The 18,850-nt window shown below is 57.3% G+C and carries 21 protein-coding genes; 7 read left to right on the top strand and 14 right to left on the bottom strand.

What is annotated here, in order from left to right; translation table 11 throughout:
• The first annotated feature begins 23 nt into the window (after positions 1–23).
• Together S101446_RS08485 and S101446_RS08480 are read left to right on the top strand one after the other, a co-directional pair.
• Entirely contained in the window at positions 24–1,382 is a 1,359-nt protein-coding gene (locus tag S101446_RS08485) for an exonuclease domain-containing protein (protein WP_087608125.1), read from the top strand.
• Between the two features lie 198 nt (positions 1,383–1,580).
• Positions 1,581–2,687 carry a Fic family protein gene (locus S101446_RS08480; RefSeq protein WP_244184124.1) on the top strand — a complete coding sequence of 369 codons (1,107 nt, stop codon included), beginning with the start codon at positions 1,581–1,583 and terminating at the stop codon, positions 2,685–2,687.
• Here S101446_RS08480 and S101446_RS08475 read toward each other — a convergent pair.
• From S101446_RS08475 to S101446_RS08450, 5 genes are all read right to left on the bottom strand, one after another.
• A protein-coding gene (locus S101446_RS08475) for an IS3 family transposase (protein ID WP_118963845.1) occupies positions 2,671–3,857 on the bottom strand; the annotation gives its coding sequence in 2 pieces (ribosomal slippage) (positions 2,671–3,599 and positions 3,599–3,857; 1,188 coding nt in all). The genes S101446_RS08480 and S101446_RS08475 overlap by 17 nt on opposite strands.
• 202 nt (positions 3,858–4,059) lie before the next feature.
• Positions 4,060–5,226 (bottom strand): site-specific integrase, encoded by a 1,167-nt coding sequence (locus tag S101446_RS08465; protein WP_087608124.1) that lies wholly within the window; start codon positions 5,224–5,226, stop codon positions 4,060–4,062.
• Positions 5,227–5,577: 351 nt separating this feature from the next.
• Positions 5,578–5,811: a zinc-binding dehydrogenase gene (locus S101446_RS18765; RefSeq protein ID WP_087608123.1), complete on the bottom strand. Its 234-nt coding sequence runs from the start codon at positions 5,809–5,811 to the stop codon at positions 5,578–5,580.
• Positions 5,812–6,172: 361 nt separating this feature from the next.
• Positions 6,173–6,796 (bottom strand): YceI family protein, encoded by a 624-nt coding sequence (locus S101446_RS08455; protein ID WP_087608122.1) that lies wholly within the window; start codon positions 6,794–6,796, stop codon positions 6,173–6,175.
• A gap of 30 nt (positions 6,797–6,826) precedes the next feature.
• On the bottom strand, positions 6,827–7,438 hold the full coding sequence (locus S101446_RS08450) for an FMN-dependent NADH-azoreductase (RefSeq protein WP_087608859.1): 612 nt from the start codon (positions 7,436–7,438) through the stop codon (positions 6,827–6,829).
• A 150-nt stretch (positions 7,439–7,588) separates the two neighbouring features.
• Between S101446_RS08450 and S101446_RS08445 the strand changes: the two genes are divergently transcribed.
• A complete protein-coding gene (locus S101446_RS08445) occupies positions 7,589–8,515 on the top strand; it encodes a LysR family transcriptional regulator (protein ID WP_244184123.1) in 927 nt (308 codons plus the stop codon).
• 120 nt (positions 8,516–8,635) lie between these two features.
• On the opposite strand, the gene S101446_RS08440 is transcribed toward S101446_RS08445, so the two are convergent.
• The 3 genes from S101446_RS08440 to S101446_RS08430 form a co-directional block, all read right to left on the bottom strand.
• Positions 8,636–9,463 carry an SDR family NAD(P)-dependent oxidoreductase gene (locus S101446_RS08440; RefSeq protein ID WP_087608121.1) on the bottom strand — a complete coding sequence of 276 codons (828 nt, stop codon included), beginning with the start codon at positions 9,461–9,463 and terminating at the stop codon, positions 8,636–8,638.
• A 24-nt stretch (positions 9,464–9,487) separates the two neighbouring features.
• Positions 9,488–9,721 (bottom strand): hypothetical protein, encoded by a 234-nt coding sequence (locus S101446_RS08435; RefSeq protein ID WP_087608120.1) that lies wholly within the window; start codon positions 9,719–9,721, stop codon positions 9,488–9,490.
• 64 nt (positions 9,722–9,785) lie between these two features.
• Positions 9,786–10,769 (bottom strand): SDR family NAD(P)-dependent oxidoreductase, encoded by a 984-nt coding sequence (locus S101446_RS08430; protein WP_087608119.1) that lies wholly within the window; start codon positions 10,767–10,769, stop codon positions 9,786–9,788.
• A 134-nt stretch (positions 10,770–10,903) separates the two neighbouring features.
• Between S101446_RS08430 and S101446_RS08425 the strand changes: the two genes are divergently transcribed.
• Positions 10,904–11,482 carry a TetR/AcrR family transcriptional regulator gene (locus tag S101446_RS08425; protein ID WP_244184122.1) on the top strand — a complete coding sequence of 193 codons (579 nt, stop codon included), beginning with the start codon at positions 10,904–10,906 and terminating at the stop codon, positions 11,480–11,482.
• Between the two features lie 112 nt (positions 11,483–11,594).
• Here S101446_RS08425 and S101446_RS08420 read toward each other — a convergent pair whose 3' ends face one another.
• On the bottom strand, positions 11,595–12,422 hold the full coding sequence (locus tag S101446_RS08420) for an oxidoreductase (RefSeq protein ID WP_087608117.1): 828 nt from the start codon (positions 12,420–12,422) through the stop codon (positions 11,595–11,597).
• A gap of 95 nt (positions 12,423–12,517) precedes the next feature.
• Between S101446_RS08420 and S101446_RS08415 the strand changes: the two genes are divergently transcribed.
• Positions 12,518–13,423, top strand: a complete 906-nt coding sequence (locus S101446_RS08415) for an AraC family transcriptional regulator (RefSeq protein WP_087608857.1) — start codon at positions 12,518–12,520, stop codon at positions 13,421–13,423.
• An 80-nt stretch (positions 13,424–13,503) separates the two neighbouring features.
• Here S101446_RS08415 and S101446_RS08410 read toward each other — a convergent pair whose 3' ends face one another.
• Positions 13,504–14,433 carry a LysR family transcriptional regulator gene (locus tag S101446_RS08410; protein WP_087608116.1) on the bottom strand — a complete coding sequence of 310 codons (930 nt, stop codon included), beginning with the start codon at positions 14,431–14,433 and terminating at the stop codon, positions 13,504–13,506.
• 86 nt (positions 14,434–14,519) lie between these two features.
• Here S101446_RS08410 and S101446_RS08405 point away from each other — a divergent pair, with 86 nt between their 5' ends.
• Together S101446_RS08405 and S101446_RS08400 are read left to right on the top strand one after the other, a co-directional pair.
• Positions 14,520–14,828 carry a hypothetical protein gene (locus S101446_RS08405; RefSeq protein WP_087608115.1) on the top strand — a complete coding sequence of 103 codons (309 nt, stop codon included), beginning with the start codon at positions 14,520–14,522 and terminating at the stop codon, positions 14,826–14,828.
• Positions 14,829–14,916: 88 nt separating this feature from the next.
• Entirely contained in the window at positions 14,917–15,471 is a 555-nt protein-coding gene (locus S101446_RS08400) for a DUF2867 domain-containing protein (protein WP_087608114.1), read from the top strand.
• Between the two features lie 112 nt (positions 15,472–15,583).
• Here S101446_RS08400 and S101446_RS08395 read toward each other — a convergent pair whose 3' ends face one another.
• The 4 genes from S101446_RS08395 to S101446_RS08385 all read right to left on the bottom strand — a co-directional run bounded on the left by S101446_RS08395 (position 15,584) and on the right by S101446_RS08385 (position 18,699).
• Positions 15,584–16,864, bottom strand: coding sequence for an MFS transporter (locus S101446_RS08395; protein ID WP_167376424.1), 1,281 nt, complete (start codon positions 16,862–16,864; stop codon positions 15,584–15,586).
• Positions 16,865–16,967: 103 nt separating this feature from the next.
• Positions 16,968–17,816 (bottom strand): alpha/beta fold hydrolase, encoded by an 849-nt coding sequence (locus S101446_RS08390; protein ID WP_087608113.1) that lies wholly within the window; start codon positions 17,814–17,816, stop codon positions 16,968–16,970.
• Positions 17,817–17,833: 17 nt separating this feature from the next.
• Positions 17,834–18,004, bottom strand: a complete 171-nt coding sequence (locus tag S101446_RS17700) for a hypothetical protein (RefSeq protein WP_157684837.1) — start codon at positions 18,002–18,004, stop codon at positions 17,834–17,836.
• Positions 18,005–18,087: 83 nt separating this feature from the next.
• Entirely contained in the window at positions 18,088–18,699 is a 612-nt protein-coding gene (locus tag S101446_RS08385) for a TetR/AcrR family transcriptional regulator (RefSeq protein WP_087608855.1), read from the bottom strand.
• Positions 18,700–18,850 lie beyond the last annotated feature (151 nt).

Genomic DNA, 18,850 nt, shown 5'->3' with positions numbered 1-18,850 from the left:
TTCGGAAAGGCCGTTGTCGTCAGATGAGCAATTTCATTTTCTACGATCTCGAAACGACCGGAACCAATATTGTTTTTGACCAGATAATGCAGTTTGGTGCGGTCTTGACTGACCGAAATCTGGTCGAACTCGATCGTTTCGAAATTCGTTGCCGACTTCTTCCGTGGATTGTTCCGGCGCCAGGTGCGCTTCTCGTTACAGATACCGACGTTCGTCTCCTCGATGACCCGACTTTACCCGACTTTTATTCAATGATGCGTGCGATCGCTCAGCAGCTCAATGCATGGGGAAGGGCAACTTTTGTAGGCTACAACTCGATACCTTTTGATGAACCTTTCTTGCAGCGCGCTTTCTGGCAGGCGTTGCTTCCGCCTTATGTGACTGTGACAGGTGGTAATTCCCGTCTCGATCTCTTGGTAATTCTCCGTGCTGCCTCTACTTTTCGCTCTAGCGTTCTAATAGTACCGCATCGAGATGATGGGATGCCAACCTATCGTTTGGATGTGCTGGCCCCCTTTAACGGGTTCAACGCACATCATGCCCATGATGCGATGGGTGATGTCGAAGCAACACTCTTCTTAGCTCGGAAGTTAAAAACTGGTTTTTCAGAACTATGGGAAAAGCTAAGTGGCCGGGCCTCTAAATCTGTAATTTCATCGTTATTGGATGCTGGCGAACCGCTATTTCTCTTCCATCATGGTGCTAAGCCCTCGTTGTCTTGTTACTATCGAGTGGACGACGGTCGGCTGCGTTCGCATGCAACATTAGCCAGACTTTCATTCGACTGGAAAGGTGCAAGCATACTGTCAGTAGACAATTCAGGAGCTATGCGTCAAATGCTTCGCCGTGTCGCACTTAACAAGGCTCCAGTTGTTTTAACGCTTGAGGAAGCCGAAAATTTTGCGAGTGTCATGCCCACAGACTTAGAACTCGCACAGGCCTCTTTCCTTGCAAGCGACCGTTCTTATTGCGCTGATTTAGCGGAACTCCTAGAGCCGTTATCAGCTTCTCCAACGGCGAATGGTGCTCAAGTCGAGGAAACCATCTTTGACGGGTTTGCCAGTAACTGTGACGCTAAACTTATGGCCGAATTTCACAGGGCCGCACCGCCGGAGCAACTCGAGATCGCAAAAGCTTTTGAGGACGTTCGCTTCCGCCGTCTCGCGATGCGTATCCTCTATGTGCAAGCGCCGCAGATATTGACACTGCGTGAGACCCGGCCGATCGATGCGGGGATTGCAAGACGTCTTGAAGGAGAACCTGGTGGCCAGCCTTGGCGATCACTAGGTGATGCGAGAAAGGAGCTTACATCCTGCTCCTCTAAGATGTCTTCGGAAGCTAAGCAGAGCATTTCGAACTGGCTGGCTGAACGCGCTGTTTAGAGAAATAGAGCATCTTGGCTGTTTGGTCTGATGCCAATTTTTACATTCAATGGAGAAAGCTTTTTTGGTATCGGCGAGTAAGACGGTTATATGGCTTGCGTTCGAGAATGACAGAGTTATTTGCCGCACATTGCGCGTATATAATCTTGCAGCTTGCGGCGATTAGGCGCCATATTCGCCGCAAGGAGTGCAGGGAATATGGCGCGATACATTCATCAGCATGCAGACTGGCCCGGCTTCCAGTGGGACAAGGATACCATTTCCCAAGAACTGGCTGCCGTGCGTCACCGGCAGGGTCGGCTCCTGGGCCGTATGGAAAGCCTTGGCTTCGATTTCAGGTCGGAAGCTGTGCTCCAGACCCTGACGGAAGATGTCATCAAGTCGAGCGAGATCGAGGGCGAAAACCTCGATCGTGAGCAGGTGCGTTCTTCCATTGCCCGGCGACTGGGGATGGATATTGGCGCGCTGGCATCGGTGGATCGGGATGTCGAAGGTGTTGTGGAGATGATGCTGGATGCGACCCGACATTATGCCGACCCGCTGACCGAGGAGAGGCTGTTCGCCTGGCATGCGGCTTTGTTTCCCACTGGCCGAAACGGCATGGCACGCATTCTGGTCGGAGAGTGGCGTGATGACAGAACCGGCCCGATGCAGGTCGTGTCTGGCGCGGTCGGACGGGAGAAGGTTCATTATGAGGCGCCGACAGCCAGCAGGGTGCCCGCAGAGATGCAGGTCTTCCTCAACTGGTGCAATGCCGGGCAAGCGCTGGATCCTGTGCTGAAGGCAGCCATCGCACATCTGTGGTTTGTCACCATTCATCCGTTTGAAGACGGAAACGGGCGCATGGCGCGGGCCATCGGCGACCTCATGCTGGCGCGCTCGGAACAGACAGATCAGCGATTTTACAGCCTGTCAGCCCAGATCCGTCAGGAACGGAAGGATTATTACGCAACCCTTGAGGCTACCCAGAAGGGGGATATGGACATCACGTCCTGGCTGCTCTGGTTTCTGGGGGCGCTGGATCGCGCCTTTGATCGCGCTGAGCTGGTCCTGGGAAAAGTCCTCCAGAAAGCCCGTTTTTGGGACACTTTGGCCGGACAATCGGTCAATGACCGGCAACGCCTCATGCTCAACCGTCTGCTCGATGGGTTTGAGGGTAAGCTAACCTCATCCAAATGGGCAAAGCTTGCAAAGACGTCACCGGATACAGCCCTGCGAGATATCAATGTGAGGTGGTCCCGTCCGTTCGGACAGTTTTGCGGGCTTGATAAGCTATACCCGGTTGTTGTTATGCCGCCCTTCTGACGGCGTTGCTGTTGGCCATCTGGTCCGGGGTTAACCCCGGACCAGATGGCGTCGGCACGTCATGATACGCCTCATCGGGCGTTCGTCCAGCCAGCGCCGTATGCGGACGCCTTTCGTTATAATGGGCGATCCATCTGCCAAGCCCGGCCCTCAGCTCTGATCCGGTCTCGAACGCGTACAGGTAGACGCATTCGTATTTCAGCGACCGCCACAGACGCTCGATGAACACGTTGTCCAGCCAGCGACCGCGCCCATCCATGCTGATGCGGATCTGACGCTCTTCCAGTATCCCGCTGAAACGGGGTGTCGTAAATTGCGACCCCTGGTCAGTATTGAAAATGTCCGGGGCGCCATAGCGCATGAGGGCATCCTGTAGCGCCTCGATACAGAACTCCACGTCCATCGTGTTCGACAGACGCCAGGACAGGACCTTGCGCGTGAACCAGTCCATGATCGCCACGAGATAGAGAAATCCCCGTTTCATGGGAATATATGTGATATCGGAACACCAGACCTGGTCAGGCCGATTGATGACCAGATCCCGTAGCAGATATGGATATTTCCGATGCTCCGGATGGGGCACGGTCGTGCGCGGCTTCTGGTAGATCGCCCGCAGGCCCATGATCGCCATGAGCCGCCGGACCCGCTTGCGGCCCACTTCATGTCCCTGGCGGCGCAGATGCCATGTCATCTGCCGTGAGCCATAATACGGCGTTTCCAGGAACTGGGCGTCGATCAGCCGCATCAGCTCCAGATTGGCTTCGCTCTGTGGCACAGGCCGATAGTAGACGCCCGACCGGTTGAGTTGCAGCAGCGTGCATTGCCGGATTATCGGCAGGCATGCTCTCTTCGGGTCAATCATCTGCCGCCTCTGATCACGCCCAACCGAGCAGAGGCATCGCGTAAAAAATCCCGTTCCACGAGAAGTTCGCCTATCTTCGCGTGCAGTTTCTCCACGTCAGCTGGGCTGACCGGGGGCTCAGCCACCGTCTTCCCGGAAAAGGTCGCCGCCATCCCCTCGATCGCCTGCCGTTTCCACTGGGCGATCATCGTCTGATGTACCCCATGTTTCGAAGCCAGTTCCGCCAGCGTCAGTTCCCCACGGATCGCCTCCAGCGCAACCCGTGACTTGAACTCTGCCGCATACCTCTTCCGCGTAACCTTGCCCATAAAACCCGTCCTCGTTCAGGCCAGATGATAGCTTATCGCCCTGTCCGAAAAATGGGGACCACCTCTATGATCTCGTATCGCGCGATATTCTGGCTAGGGAGGCTGCAGGAGGAAGAAGCACCAGCTATGTGCTAGTTGTTCCCGAGACGTAAAACGCGGGCCGATGCTGACGGACAGGCCGTTGATTGGGTATGATCGGCATTCAGGCCTGTATCCTTGCATCGGTGAGCGCGGATGAAATGCGCTGGGCGACCTGATCCGTCGAGCGTTTGACATTTTCTCGCTTCAGATGGGCGTAGCGGGAGGTGGTCTTGATGTCGCTATGGCCCAGCATCCGGCCAATCATTGTCAGGTCCGCTCCCATCTCCAGGGCATCCGATGCAAAGGAATGACGGAGATCGTGGAGCCTGACGCCATCCAGGCCTGCCGCCTTGCGGATACGCCGCCACGGTTTTTGCAGGTCAGTGAGATATTCGCCAGCTTTGCGTCCGGTGATGACATAGGGATTGTCGGGCAGGCGAGGGGTGGCCTTCAGGACATCAACCGCCGCCGTGCCCAACTGGACAGTTTTTGCTCCGGTTTTGCTGTCGGGGAGGCGCAGTTCGGCTTCACCCAGCCAGACATGCGCCCACTGGAGCGTCTGGATTTCCCGCAACCGGCAACCCGTGAGGGCAAGCAGACGGATGGCCCGTGCCGCTTCGGGCATGTCTTCGGCTGCCTTGTCGAGGCTGCCTCCTAACCGGGCATACTCATCCCGGGTGAGAAAACGCTCGCGTCTTTCTTCCCGGTAGCGTTTGACGCCCCGGCATGGATTCACACCGTCCTGGCGGATACCCCACAGATCGGCGAGGCTGAACATTTTTGACAGCACGCCCAGCGTCCGGTTGGCCTGATAGGGGATATGCCGGAAGCTGCCATGAAATTCGACAACTTCAGCCCGCGAAAGGTCAGCCATCCGCCAGCTTCCGAATTTCGGCACAATGAACAGTTCCACCGAGCGCCTGTATTCCCCCCGTGTTCTGGGTTTCAGGTGGACATCGACATATTCGTCGAGAAAGCGTCTGGAGAAGCTCGCGACAGTCATGGCCTTGCGATCATCGGACCGTTTGTCCGCCGGATTTTCTCCAGTATGGACCCGCGCGAGGATCCTGATGGCTTCATCACGGGCGAGATCCGCTGTCCACGGGCTGCCATGCTGGCCAATCGTGTAACGCCGCAGCCTTCCGCCAGAGCGGTAGTGAATGACGTAGACCTTGCGGCCCGATGGCCAGACCCGGACCGCAAAGGCCGGGATGCTGTCATCCCACAGGAAATAATCTTTTGCTTCGGGCGTCGCCGCCGTGACGGTTTTCTTGTTGAGCCGGGCCATTCTCGCCTCCGCCGCAGGAAACACATAGGAAACAGATGAGAGCGCAACCGAGCGTAGTCGGTGAACGAATGACGTATCCCGATGGGGCCATTTTTCAAGGAAAAACAAAGGGTTTTCGTGGTCCGGCGCTATTCTGGCGGCACGGGCGCTGGCCAGCGTAGGCTAAAAAATCTTTCTCATAACCTGAAGGCCGCAGGTTCAAATCCTGCCCCCGCAACCAAACATATCCGTCTGAAAAGACAAAAAGAAAAGCCGCCCGTAAGGGCGGCTTTTTTGTTTGGGTAGATGACGGGGTAAAAATAAATACAAAAAAATCAATGATATAGTTTTGCAGGTTCAAATCAGGCCAGCCTAATCTGCAACCAGTTGCGATACAGAATCGTGCGCTTCACTCCACGATAGTTTCCATTCGGCGATGAATGTCAAGATCTCCAAGAGCTTGTCGGCCGTCTTGCGGCTTTCCATATCGGTAGGAGCGCGAGCGGCGTCGGCCAGCGGGTATGTACCCTCGATGTGGACCTGCAGCTTGCCTCCGATGATCCAGTTAAAAAGCTGCGTCGAATGACCATGGTACCACTCTATCAAGAACGGTCGGGATACCGAACAAGGGGAGTTTGATACCAGTGCCTAGCCCGTTACCGAGATCATGAATGGCGTGGCATAAAGCATGATATGGCCTGTATGGGCCTGCCGTCTTTTCACCTTGTGGCATTGTTTGTGGTAGCGGTGGCGCGAAACACCATGCCAGCCGCACCACTATCGCCAGAAGAATCCTGATGCCGATCGATTTGAGAAGCTGATAGAGACAGAACGTTGCATCTGGCGCGAGACCGCCTTGAACCATAGGCCGATGGGAACCGGGCCTGCGATACCAGACGCCATAATCCAGTGAAGAATGATCGCCAGACGCGTATATCGCTCAACAGACCATGGCGCAGATTGCTGTTTACTGCTGCAACTCGAACGCGCCAGCGATCGTCAGTGTCACGTCGTCACCCACGAGCGGCACGTACTGTTTGACGCCAAACTCGCTACGGACAATCGTGCCAGTCGCTTCAAAGCCTACGGTAAACATCTTGTCGAGCGGGTTGGTCCCGCTGCCGATCAGGCGGGCCTTGAGCGTGACCAGCTTTGTCACGCCGTGCAGGGTCAGGTTGCCGGTGATGTTCGCGGTATTGACACCGGTCCGGACGACCCGGGTCGATCTGAACGTCGCATTGGGAAACTTATCTGCGTCAAACCACTGCGCACTTTTCAGTTCGCCATCCAGCTTCGGCACCGTGGTGTCAACCGACTGCACCGGAATGGTGATATCGAGGCTGGTGCTCGAAAGATGGGCCGGGTCAATCGTGAGCGAACCGGATGCGCCCGTAAAAAAACCGGAAAAATTGCTGAACCCCATATGCGAGAGGGTGAAGCCGACCTGCGTGTGATAGGGCTCGACCTTGTAGGTGCCAGCCTTCACCGCTGACGGATCGGTGTTGGCAACCTGCTGGGCGGAAGCCTGTGAAACTGCGCCGAATAGGACGGCCGCCATAAGGGCGGACGTGGCAAAATGACGTTTGATCATGGGGCGTATTCCTGTGAGATAAAAGGGTATTCAGACCGGAAGACCGGCAATTTCGCCCTGGGCCTGCACAATGGCGGCATCTTTTGCGTCCTGCCCCAGCGCCAGTCCTTCAGCGCGTATCCAGGTGACATCCGTCAGGCCGATGAATGCGAGGACAGTGCCGAGATACTTCTCTTGATAATCCAGAGCGGCGGCCGGGCTGTCCCCGGTATAGACCCCGCCGCGCGTCGAGATGATGAATGCCTTCTTGCCCTTCGGAAGCAGCCCTTCGGGGCCGGTCGCGCCATACTGGAACGTCCTGCCCGCGACAACCACCCGGTCGATCCAGGATTTGAGCTGGGCGGGAACAGATAAATTGTACATCGGTGCGCCAATGACAATGATGTCGGCGAGCAGAAGGTCATCGATATACCCGTTGCCGGTTGCCAGATCGTCGGCGAGTGCGGCGTCCGTTACCGGTGCCCCCTGGAATGCCGCCATATGCTCACCGGTCAGATAGGGGATGGGACTTGCAGCAAGATCTCGATAGATGACGGTGGCGTCCGGGTGCGCGGCCTTCTGCTGCGCAACAGTTTCTGCCGAAAGCTGGCGGCTGACCGAATGGGCGCCGAGAATACTGGAATCAATATGCAGGATCTTCATTGTGGTCATCTCCATAGAGGAATTGGCCGGGGCTTTTCTGTTACGCCCTGAAAATAGGTTTCTGATTGCCCTGAACATGATCCAGCATGTCCCATGGATTTATCCATCTATAAAGATGCTATATTCCGATATATAATACTGGAAAAACCGATGGATCGGGGGCCTATGCTGGACGGCGTATCACTGGATCAACTGCGCACCTTCATTGCCGCCAGCGATGAAGGCAGCTTCTCGGCGGCAGCCCGGCTGCTGCACCGGTCGCAATCAGCGGTCAGTGAAATGATCGCAACACTTGAGGCGCAGATGGGGATCGTACTCTTCGACCGGTCTGGTCGTTACCCGCAACTGACGCCTGCTGGCAGGGTGCTGCTGGCCGATGCGCGTGGCGTGGTTGCGAATGTAGACTTCATGAAGGCGCGGGCGAAAGGCATGGCGTCCGGACTGGAACCCGAACTGTCGGTCGTGGTGGACGTGTTCTTCCCGATGGACCGCATCACAGCCGTGGCTGCGAAATTCCGCGAGACATTTCCGCACACGCCCCTGCGGCTGTATGTCGAGGCCCTTGGCGGCGTGTTTCAGCCGCTTCTCGATGGGCGAGCCAGCATTGGCATTGCCGGTCCTCTGCCCGATGTTCCTGCTTCCATGTCCAGCGAGGCGCTGGGGGATATCCGTTTCCTGATCGTGGCAGCCCATGACCATCCTCTGGCGCGGATTGATGGTATCATTCCCAAGGAAGAACTGGCCCGCCACGTCCAGCTTGTGCTGACCGACCGCACAAATCTGTCTGCTGGCAAGGAACGTGGCATCATGTCCCCACTGACATGGCGGCTCGCGGATCTCTACGCCAAGCATCATTTTCTTCTTGGTGGCCTGGGCTGGGGCGGGATGCCGTCGCACACAGTGCAGGCCGATATCGAAAGCGGCCGGCTGGTCGAACTCCGTATCGACAGCATCTCCCAAGGGGGAGTGGATATGCCCATGACGGTCGTTTATCCCACGGCCGAGCCGCCGGGGCGCGCGGGTCGGTGGCTGATTGACAGGCTGAAGCTTTGCCCGGGCAAAACTGCCGATCAGTGACCCGGACTTTGAAAAGGCCGGTCCCGACCCGCCTCATCATGCGATCGAAACCGGCACCGACGTTCCTGAGGCCTAACTTATCCGTCCGTTAGCTTTTGCTAACCGGAGAGACATCATACATCAGTCCGCCTTGGTCGTGATCGAAAGGTCGTGCCATTTACGGTCATTCTCCGTCACTGCTTCGTCAGACCGTTTCACATATTCAACCGCATCGACACCAACAAGCAGTTCCATCGGCGTGTCCTCCCGGTTTGCCAGACCGACAATCAGGCTGGCGATCTTGGCGGGGTCCGAACTCTGATGGCCTGAACCCTCACGTATCCTCTTTGCAAAGGCCCCGACTGTCTGTTCATAGGGTGCACTGATTGGCGGGATTTTCATGGAAGAACCAGCCCAGTCAGTTCTGATGCCGCCCGGTTCGATCGTTGTGACCTTGACGCCTAGCGGTGCCATTTCCTGCGCCAGAACCAGAGAGAAGCCACGCACCGCAAATTTGGCGGCCTGATAGGCACCCAGACCGGGAACCGTGATACGTGCGCCGACAGAAGCTATCTGGAAGATGTGGCCGTGCCCCTGTTCGCGCAGGATGGGAAGCACAGCCTTGCTGACATAGACGACGCCAAAGAAGTTCGTCTGGACCTGCTGGGTAAAGTCCTCGATCGCCATGTCTTCGACCGAGGCCGTATTGGCATAGCCTGCATTATTGACCACGACATCAATACGGCCGAAATGCTCTTTTGCCTGCAGGACAGCAGCCTGGGCTGCTTTGGCGTCGGTGACGTCAAGGGACAGGGGCAATATGCGCTCGCCATATTGAGCGACCAGCGCATCGAGATCAGCGGGGTTGCGCGCCGTTGCAACGACGCTATCACCGGCCGACAGGGCGGCCTCGACAATGTCGCGGCCAAGACCGCGTGAACTGCCGGTTACAAACCAGATTTTAAGCATATGCCTGTCCTTTCAATTGATTAGTTACCCATCCGGACGTTCGTTCGACTGACCATCAAGCGCAGCGCCACCCTCTTCCTGACGCCCGGACAAAGGGTAGGCATCACTGAAGCAAAACTGTTGCTTGATGAAGTTGATACTGGTGCCGTCCTGCAGGCGGAAAGAAAGCAGCCTGAAGAATGACAAAGGAAACGCAGCCTGCTGATCCACCAAGAATGTAAAGCGGATCGGCAGGCAGGAAATGGTCAGTTCATTCATAGGGGAGGGCCCGATCTGGCAGGCATTGATGCCTCTTCAGATCAGGCTGTCATGCAGGCGGCGGTTACGATGCGAACCGCTCTCCCACCATTTCCTCGCTTTTTGCCCACAATGCCTCGGCATGGGCCAGATCGACGGCATAGGCACGCACACCCTCATCAAGCAGTCCTTTGGGCGCGTCATTGGGAATGACCGGTGCGACGTGGCAGTCCTCGCAATAATGTCCACCGACTGCATCGGCGGCAGCAACGACGCCAGCCCAGACCGAGGTCGCAGCACCCTGCGGGACTGTCTTGAACTCGAATGGCGGTTTACCTGCGGCAGCAGCCTGCGCGTTGATCTGCGCCTCCATTGCTTCCAGTGCGCCCTCCGGCAGATAACGCACGAGTTCCGTCATGATCGCGCCGGGATGCACGGCAGTGGCCCGTATGCCCTGCGCCCGATGCCGGGCATCGAAAGCAACCGCGAACAGGATGTTGGCGGTCTTTGACCGGCCGTAAGCAACCCAGGGGTCATACGGCGTGTGCGCGAAGTTCGGGTCGGCAAGATCGACATCCGAAAAGCGATGCCCGGCGGAGGAAAGATTGACCAGGCGGGAGCCTGCCCGCAGCAGGCCGGCAATCCGGTTGACCAGCACGAAATGCCCCAGATGGTTGGTGCCGAACTGGGTTTCGAATCCGTCCTTCGTATGGCCGAAGGGGGTGGCCATCACGCCCGCATTGGCGATGACCAGATCGAACGGTTTGCCGGCCGCATTCAGGCGGTCCGTGGCGGCGCGAACGCTGGCGAGATCCGCGAGGTCCAGTTCAAGCAGTTCAAGCGATCCGCCGCCTTTTTCCGCATCGGCACGGACCTGCGCGGTGGCGTGTTCTGCCTTCGCAAGGTTGCGTACGGCCACCACGACACTGGCCCCGTGGGCTGCCAGCGCACGCGCCGTCTCAACGCCCAGTCCTGCTGAAACGCCGGTGACGAGGACGCGCTTTCCGGCAAGGGAAATGTTGCGCAGGACATCCTCGGTTGTGGATGTTGCGCCAAACTGCTGTGTCATAGTCTGTGCCATGATAGGCCTCCAGCATGAAGGGAACGCCATTCCTTGCGGAATGGGTGCCCGGGGAGTTATGTGGAAGCATGCTCCGCTTATTTATATACGGAGTATTCATCCGTTTAACAAGAGGGAAAGACGTGAAAGAGGACCAGACGCGCCGGCGCAGGCCACGCAGCGATGGACGCAAAAATCGCGAACGCCTGCTGGAAACGGCCAGGACTGCCTTTGGATCAGGCGAAATCGACATTCCCCTGGATGAAATTGCGCGGCGGACCGGCGTGGGGATTGGCACGCTGTATCGCCATTTCGCCAATCGCGACGCCCTGATCGAGGCGGTCTATCGTGATGAACTGAACAGGCTCGCAGCGGCAGCCACTCGTCTGGCGGAGACACATGCGCCCGTTGAAGCGCTGCGCGCCTGGCTGAACCTGTTTGTGGATTACATCGCGGCCAAGCAGGTGATCGCCCCCGCGCTGAACAGCCTTATTGGCGGGACGGATGCGATCTATGCGGATTCCCGCACCGTTCTCACCGCCGCGATTGGCGGGCTTGTTACCCGTGCCACGCAAAGCGGTGACATCCGGCCTGACATCGAGCCGGTAGACCTGCTGTGCGCCCTCGGTGGTGTCTCAAACTACGCGACAGGTCCCGGTTGGGAGGTGCGTGCAAAACGTCTCGTTGATGTTCTGATCGCAGGCTCGCGGCCCAAAGGGTGAGCGTTTCGGCGGAGGGCAGGGTGGCAGCCTGTGACAGCCGCCATCCCGGTAACGTGGCGCAGGACGTGGTCAGGCTTGGACCATCGTCAGCGAACAGTGGCGTGCGAAAACGTCAGCCGTCCGTCGATCGGGTCAAGTCCTCCCAATCCGCAATTTCTCTTTCCAAGCGGGAGATACGTTCACGAACCAGACGCAGGGCGTCACTGCCCAGAAGGAGTTGCGGTGGGGGCGCGTCCGACGCAACAAGCTGAAGCACTGCGGCGGCGAGTTTCGCCGGATCGCCCAACTGCCTGCCGTCCTTCTCGTGTCGTGCAGCCCGGATCGGATCGAACAGAGCATCATAGTCCGTAATCGAGCGCCCGGTCCTGACCATCGAACGCCCGGCCCAGTCTGTACGGAATGATCCGGGGCACAACGCCGTGACATGAACACCGAAGGGCGCCATTTCTGCGCGCATGACTTCCGAAATCCCCTGCAGGGCAAACTTGCTGCCACAGTAATACGCTATGCCGGGCATCGTGATCAGGCCGCCCATTGATGTCACGTTCACGATGAACCCTCTGCGCCGTTCCCGAAAACGTGGCAGGAAGGCTTTGGCGACCGCAACCGCACCAAAGACATTGACGTCGAACTGGTGGCGCATTTCTTCGAGAGGGGATTCCTCCAGAACGCCTTCATGTCCGTAGCCAGCATTGTTGATGAGCACATCGACCGGGCCGTGGTCTTCTTCTGCCTGTGCGACGATGGCGGGAATGCGGTCGAACGCGGTGACGTCACAAAGGACCGCGCGGGCATGCGGTAGTCGTTCCAGTAATGAGGCCCTCGCGGTTTCTGACCGGACTGCCCCGATTACCCTGTGGCCCGCATCAAAGGCGGCTCGGGCAATGGCAAACCCCAACCCCGAGTTGGCGCCCGTGATGAAAAAAGTCTGCTCTGGCATGGTTCTGCTCTGCTTGATTGTATTCAAGCCTTGATCAATAATATCACATTAATGCGTCCCCTATCGCATTTCCTCTGATTTTCTTGCTCGATCCTATGAATCCTCAACCCACATCCTCTCCGCTCCTCGCGCTGGCCGCTGAACTTGCACCGCGACATGGCTACAACGCCACGCCCTTGCCTTGTATCCGCATCCTGCGTTCCGAGACCATTCTTGAAGATGTACCGGTCCTTTATCGCCCCGGTGCGGTCTTCGTATTGCAAGGCTCCAAGCAGGGCTTCCTCAATGGCAAGGTCTACCGCTATGACGCCGACCATTATCTTGCCGTTTCAGTCCCTGTGTCTTTTCGGATGGCTTCGCAGGCTAGCCCCGGTCAGCCTCTGCTTGCCATCTACTTCGATTTTGACCTGCATCTTGCCGCTGAAATCGTGACCATACTGGAAGGGCAGGTCGGTCATGACGAGAGGGGGAAGGCAAGAAGTCTGGTTTCAAGCCGGATGGTGCCTTCCATTGCTGACGTGCTCCAGCGTCTGCTTCATGCTTTCCATCATCCGCAGGAACTCGCCATTCTTGGACCGGGATTATTGCGCGAGTTGCATTATCGCATCCTGATCGGTCCTCAGGGGGGCTCGCTAATGGTGGCCCTGCGCCGCAACGGCACGACAGGCAGGATCGTGCAGAGCCTGTCGCTCATCCGCGAACGCTACAATGAAGGATTGTCGGTACCGGAGCTTGCGGCAACGGTCGGTATGAGCGTTCCTTCCTATTACGCCAGCTTCAAGTCTTTTACCGGGAATACCCCGATCCAGTACATCAAGGCCCTACGGCTGCACGAAGCCAGGCTGATGATCGCGCGGCGTAAGGGATCGATTGCCGCGATTGCCGCCGAAGTCGGCTATGCCAGCCCCGCCCAGTTCAGCCGGGACTTCAGGCGCCATTTCCGCCGCAGTCCCAGCGAGGAGACTCAATGGATGCGGGAACATCTTGGGGAACCGGTATAGGCCCGAAGCGAAAATCCTGCGCCCGAGGTCGTCCGTTTGTTTGACGACACCTGGCAGACAGGCGGTAGTCGCCTTCACTTTTAGATCTGCCATGTCGAAGGCAGGGCGGCAAGAAAGTCCATAACGATTTGCGTGCGCGCAGGCGTATGGCGTTTCTCCAGACGTACGGCAGAAAGAGGCGCCTCGGCGATCCGCCAGTCTTTTAATATCTCGACGACATGGCCACTGCGAAGATCATCAAGACCCAGCCACGCAGGTGCCCATCCGATGCCGAACCCGGCCCGAACGATGCTCCAGGCGGCCTCACCATCGTCGAAGACATGCTTTGGCCGGGGAACATGACGTATGGCCTTTCCGTCCACCGGTGACATGAAGCGCCAGTTATCGATTTGGCCTGTCCCCTTGTTCCTGAAGCCGATCTGCTTATGCCCTGCCAGATCCGCCGGTGTTTCTGGCACGCCATGAAGCCGAAGATATTCGGGGGTGGCACATGCTATCCAGGGGAATGAGTATAGCTTGCGAGAGATATGGCCGGGCAGACCATTGAGATTACCGGAGCGGATAGCAAGATCGATGCCACGTGTGGCGAGGTCCGCCATTTCGTCACCGAGTTGGATCTCGATATTGATTTCCGGATGCGCATGCAGGAACGCAGGGAGTTCGGGCATGATACAGGCGCGCGCAAAGGCTGTTGGAGCGGTGATCCGGACACACCCGATGGCACTCTGGTTTCCCAATTCAGCGAGTGACGTTTCAATCTGTTCCAGACTGTCCAGCAAATGACGACCCTGGCCAAACAGGCGATCACCCTCATCCGTCAGCGAGAGGGCATGCGTCGTGCGATGTAGCAGACGAACACCATGCTTTTGTTCAAACCGGGTCAGGGCCTTTGACATGGCTGAAGTTGTAACGCCCGCACGGCGAGCAGCCTCTGCAAATGAGCCTGCTTCAACGATGCGCACGAACCACAAAAGCTGAAGAAGGCCCGGAGACAATGACGGTGTGGACATACAGTCAACACTGACATGAACGCTACTTAGCTTCAAGAACATCCTCATCAGCTACATATTAATTTTTACTTGGAATGGAGAGAGAGATGAAATACCTGGTCTTACTGACGCCGGCTGCCGGCAAGAAAGTGGAAGACATCGCACCGCACATGGTTGCGGAGATCAAGGCGGTCTGGGAGTCTTATAATAATGGCGTGCTCCGCGAGTTCTATTTCTCGCCAGGCCCACCTGTCGTTACGCTGATCTACGAAGTGGCTGATGAAGCCGCTCTTCACTCCGAACTCGATCGCTTGCCTATGATTCAGGAACATCTGCTTGATCGTCAGGTGGTGGCGCTAGGTCCATTCGTACAGTTTCAGGCATTGTTTGATAAAAGCCTGTTGGGATCAGCATAAGGCAGTCAGTTCGGTAGGTCCGGATAATTGCTGGACCCGGATGAAGTCATCACGTTTCATACCCAGAATGTTCTTCTAGTGAAGAGAGATGAAAAAACATCATCCGTCGCATCTGATATCGAATGGTGCGGGCAATACTGTGCAGTTGGCCACTTTGCCTACAGAAAGCAGTATTGCCAGCGCATTCAAGGACGCCGACCTTGTCGACTCCTTTAGCATAACACCTCATAATGATGTGCCCTACGACATAGACCTTATAGCGCGTATCATTTTTGGTCGTCCTGCCTGGTGGGTTCGTGGCCTTCTCGCAATACGCGACAATATAGTCGCTCGCTTCGGTTTAAAAACAACGGATGAACTCCGATGTAAGGCGCGGGCGGAGGGAAATAAATCCATCGATTTTTTCCCGGTTCTTGCACGTAATGCCAATGAGCTTGTACTTGGTGAAAATGACCGGCACCTTGATTTCAAGATTTCGATCATGCTCCGAATGCCAGTTAACAGAAGCGATTTCGAGGTGCTCGTTACCACCGTCGTTCATTGCCACAATAATCTGGGCCGTCTTTATCTGGCCTTGATTAAGCCGTTTCATGTCCTTGTCGTTCGATCAAGCCTGAAACGTGTCGGAAGGTCTGATCCGTAAATCAGATCACGCGGTTCGAACCATGTTGTCCTCAGGCTACGCCGCGCGTGGATGGGCAGCGGCATCCGGTTCCTCCAAAACAAAAATCATGCAATATCCTTTAATGATCCGGTCAGATCACTGTTTTCTGCAAGACACGACCCTTGCCAATGCTTACGGCGAGAAACGCGGCGATTACGCCAGCAGCGCCCGCCAGGACAAGCATGTCCTGATAGCTTCCCTGCGCCTGTCGCAGCATGCCTGCGAGGGAGGCGGCACATGCAGCCCCAATCTGGTGCCCGAACATGATCCAGCCGAACACGATCGGGGCAGAGCGCTCCCCAAACGCCATGTTGGATAGACGCAGGGTTGGCGGAACCGTTGCGATCCAGTCGAGGCCGTAGAATATCCCGAAGATCATCAGACTTTCAGGCGAGAAATCGATGAAGGGTAGCGCAATCAGCGACAGCCCCCGCAGTCCATAATAGGAAAATAGCAGCCAGCGCGCATCCAGCCGGTCTGTCAGCCAGCCGGACAGTGTGGTGCCGACAAGATCGAACATTCCCATCATGGCAAGGTATCCTGCCGCCGGAACTTCCCCAATGCCATGGTCAGCGCAGATTGCGATGAAATGCGTGCCGATCAGCCCGTTCGTGGTGAAGCCACACACAAAGAAGGTCGCGAACAGAAACCAGAAGTCTCGTTTGCGCGCGGCAGCCAGCAGGGCCGTTATGGCCGTGCGTAAAGGGTTCTGGTCTGTATACCGGAGCGGCTCATGATCCGGTTCCGCCCCATGTGGCACCAGTCCACGATCCTCAGGGTGCTCTGGCAGGAAAAGAGCCACAAGGGGCACCAGTATCAGGGTGGTTGCGGCAACGACCATGACAGGTGCCCGCCACCCAAAATGATGGGCAAGTGCCGCAAGACCCGGCAGGAAAAGCAGTGAACCTGTTGCCGTGCTGGCGGCCAGCAGTCCCATGATCGTGCCGCGCCGCGCCACAAACCAGCGGTTCACCACCGTGGCGCCCAGCACCATCGCCACAGCACCCGTGCCGAAACCGGTCAGCACACCCCAGGTCAGAAAAAACTGCCAGGGCTGCGTCATGCCCAGTGACATGAGTGTCGACAGACCGATCAGCAGAAGCGCACCAATCAGCATGCGGCGGATGCCGAACTTCTGCATGAGGGCGGCGGAGAAAGGCCCGACGAGCCCGTACAGGAATATCCCCACGGCGGCCGAGACGGAAATGCTGCTGCGGCTCCAGCCCAACGCGTCCTGCAACGGCATCATCAGCACGCCGGGCGTGGCCCGGACACCGGCGGATACCAGCAGCGAGAGAAAGGTGAGCCCGACCACCAGCACGAAGACGTGCGGGCGTTGTGTTCCCTTGTTTCGGGCTATGGAAAGCTTCATATGACTGACCGAAAAGTTACGTTGTCCCGACCGTGGGTATTGATCGGTAACATCGTCAAGTTGCGAGTTTGGAAATGGTGTCTCACAATGCGGCCTGGTTTCTTCAGCCCTGGACCCCGTGAAACCTGTTGATCTCGCGTGCGATCCATTCCGGTTTCTCATCGGGCACCCAGTGGCCGCAGTTCGGAATGACGCCACCCTGCACATCATCGGCCACCAGTTTCATTGAGCGCAGCGGAATCTCGCCCATGCAATGTGAGCCGCCATAGGCAAGGACCGGGATTGTCAGCTTCGTTTTCGCCAGTTCGCGACTTTGCACTGCGGTTTCGGGAAAGGCGCGGTAGTAACTGAAACCGGCGCGCATCCCACCAAGCCCGTTGTAGCAGCGGACATATTCGTCGATATCGGTTTCCGTGATCGAACGCGGGTCGAACGAATAGCGCTTGAAGAAGAAGCTGAGATACGCGCGCTCGCGCCCGGCAAGCAGCAATTCCGGCAGGTCAGCCTCCTGATGGAAGCCGAAATGCCAATATTCCTTTGATGCGTCATCGTCACTTTCTATGCCGAGGATCTTGCTTTCGAGGAACACCAGACTCTTGACCTCGGCCTGATGACGGGCGGCATAGGCATAGGCCACCCGTGCGCCGTTATCGTGCGCCACCAGGCGGATGGTTGCAAAGCCAAGCTGCCGGACGAGTGCGTGCAATTCGTCGGCGACGGTGTTGCTGTTGTAGCCGCTGGCCGGCCGCGAGGAATCACCGGCACCGCGCATGTCGACCGCGATCACTTCATGGCCTGCCTCGACAAGGTGGGGAATGACGCGATGCCATTCGTACCACGTCTGGGGCCAGCCATGGACGAGCAGCACCGGCTCACCTTGACCTGCGCGGACATAATGGAGGCGCACGTCGCCAATCTGGGCCATGCCGTGTGTAAGAGACGGTTGGGTCATGTCGTGTTTCCTGTCTGTCAGGCGTAAGGTGCGAAAAAGGCCTGACGTGCTACGAGCAGGGATTCCGGCTGTTTCGAGACCAGATAGCTCTTGAAGGCGTTAGCAAGGCCATCCGGCAGAAGGGGAACGCCCGTTACCGAACCAAAGCCGGAGACAGGTTCGCCGATCGAAAATCCGGCAGGTCGCATGCGCATCATCCTTTATGTGATACGCAGCACATATATCGCTCAGTGCGTGTCCGCAAGGATTCTGTGACGGATAGCACATAATATCAGCGGGGGAGCAGGCGATCCACGAACAGTTCGGCCGCAGCGAGGAGCGTCGGTTGTGACGTGCCATCTACGGTTTCGATCGATATCCCGTTTAGGAACGTCATGACGCAGGTCGCGAGCGCCTTCTCATCGGCTTCGGGTGCCAGTTCGCCCTTCTGTTTCGCCTTCAACAGACGTTCTGCGAGCAGGATGCGGATGCGTTCGCGCTGGTCGCGCAGGAAGGTACGGACGGGATCACCGACAGGCCCGAGATGGCGCGCGCCAAGCACGATCAGACAACCGCGCGGTTCGTCACGGCGGGTAAAGGTCCGGATCGTTTCGGCTAGCATCGATCGTAGCGCATCGCGCACGTTACCGTCACCGCTCAGCGCCCGCATGGTCGAACCGCCATCGGATGCGACGTACAGTTCGACCGCCTCGCGAAAGAGGTCTTCCTTGCTGCCAAAGGCGGCGTAAATGCTGGGCGAGTTGATCTGCATTGCATCGACAAGCTGAGTCATCGACGCACCGTCAAAACCATGCTGCCAGAACACGTTCATGGCGCTTCGGAGTGCTGCGTCCCGATCAAAGGTACGCGGTCTGCCGCGTCGTGCTGCAGGCGTCTTCGTCATCCGGATCCCCAATATGTGCTGAGTGATACATATAGGTGAGGCGCCTGAAAAAGAACAGAACTGCTCTCACCCGCGCTTGTCAGGCCGGACCGGATGGTTCGTTCTGGGCTCGGCTTTGCCAAAGCCCGACTGGGCGGATCCATCAATCTTG

Origin of the sequence: Komagataeibacter europaeus (assembly GCF_002173515.1) — a bacterium.
GTDB lineage: Bacteria > Pseudomonadota > Alphaproteobacteria > Acetobacterales > Acetobacteraceae > Komagataeibacter > Komagataeibacter europaeus.
The sequence above is the reverse complement of the archived record's forward strand: the minus strand, read 5'-3'. Positions and strand labels throughout refer to the sequence as shown.

What these genes read in the sequence shown, in the direction of transcription:
- S101446_RS08390 (WP_087608113.1), bottom strand. Translation starts at nt 17,816, where the DNA reads ATGACCCAACCGTCTCTTACACACGGCATGGCCCAGATTGGCGACGTG.
- S101446_RS08405 (WP_087608115.1), top strand. Translation starts at nt 14,520, where the DNA reads ATGAAATACCTGGTCTTACTGACGCCGGCTGCCGGCAAGAAAGTGGAA.
- S101446_RS08450 (WP_087608859.1), bottom strand. Translation starts at nt 7,438, where the DNA reads ATGAAGATCCTGCATATTGATTCCAGTATTCTCGGCGCCCATTCGGTC.
- S101446_RS08480 (WP_244184124.1), top strand. Translation starts at nt 1,581, where the DNA reads ATGGCGCGATACATTCATCAGCATGCAGACTGGCCCGGCTTCCAGTGG.
- S101446_RS08385 (WP_087608855.1), bottom strand. Translation starts at nt 18,699, where the DNA reads ATGACGAAGACGCCTGCAGCACGACGCGGCAGACCGCGTACCTTTGAT.
- S101446_RS08485 (WP_087608125.1), top strand. Translation starts at nt 24, where the DNA reads ATGAGCAATTTCATTTTCTACGATCTCGAAACGACCGGAACCAATATT.
- S101446_RS08440 (WP_087608121.1), bottom strand. Translation starts at nt 9,463, where the DNA reads ATGCTTAAAATCTGGTTTGTAACCGGCAGTTCACGCGGTCTTGGCCGC.
- S101446_RS08415 (WP_087608857.1), top strand. Translation starts at nt 12,518, where the DNA reads ATGAATCCTCAACCCACATCCTCTCCGCTCCTCGCGCTGGCCGCTGAA.
- S101446_RS17700 (WP_157684837.1), bottom strand. Translation starts at nt 18,004, where the DNA reads ATGCGACCTGCCGGATTTTCGATCGGCGAACCTGTCTCCGGCTTTGGT.
- S101446_RS08435 (WP_087608120.1), bottom strand. Translation starts at nt 9,721, where the DNA reads ATGAATGAACTGACCATTTCCTGCCTGCCGATCCGCTTTACATTCTTG.
- S101446_RS08420 (WP_087608117.1), bottom strand. Translation starts at nt 12,422, where the DNA reads ATGCCAGAGCAGACTTTTTTCATCACGGGCGCCAACTCGGGGTTGGGG.
- S101446_RS08465 (WP_087608124.1), bottom strand. Translation starts at nt 5,226, where the DNA reads ATGGCCCGGCTCAACAAGAAAACCGTCACGGCGGCGACGCCCGAAGCA.
- S101446_RS08455 (WP_087608122.1), bottom strand. Translation starts at nt 6,796, where the DNA reads ATGATCAAACGTCATTTTGCCACGTCCGCCCTTATGGCGGCCGTCCTA.
- S101446_RS08395 (WP_167376424.1), bottom strand. Translation starts at nt 16,864, where the DNA reads ATGAAGCTTTCCATAGCCCGAAACAAGGGAACACAACGCCCGCACGTC.
- S101446_RS08400 (WP_087608114.1), top strand. Translation starts at nt 14,917, where the DNA reads ATGAAAAAACATCATCCGTCGCATCTGATATCGAATGGTGCGGGCAAT.
- S101446_RS08430 (WP_087608119.1), bottom strand. Translation starts at nt 10,769, where the DNA reads ATGACACAGCAGTTTGGCGCAACATCCACAACCGAGGATGTCCTGCGC.
- S101446_RS08410 (WP_087608116.1), bottom strand. Translation starts at nt 14,433, where the DNA reads ATGTCCACACCGTCATTGTCTCCGGGCCTTCTTCAGCTTTTGTGGTTC.
- S101446_RS08445 (WP_244184123.1), top strand. Translation starts at nt 7,589, where the DNA reads ATGGATCGGGGGCCTATGCTGGACGGCGTATCACTGGATCAACTGCGC.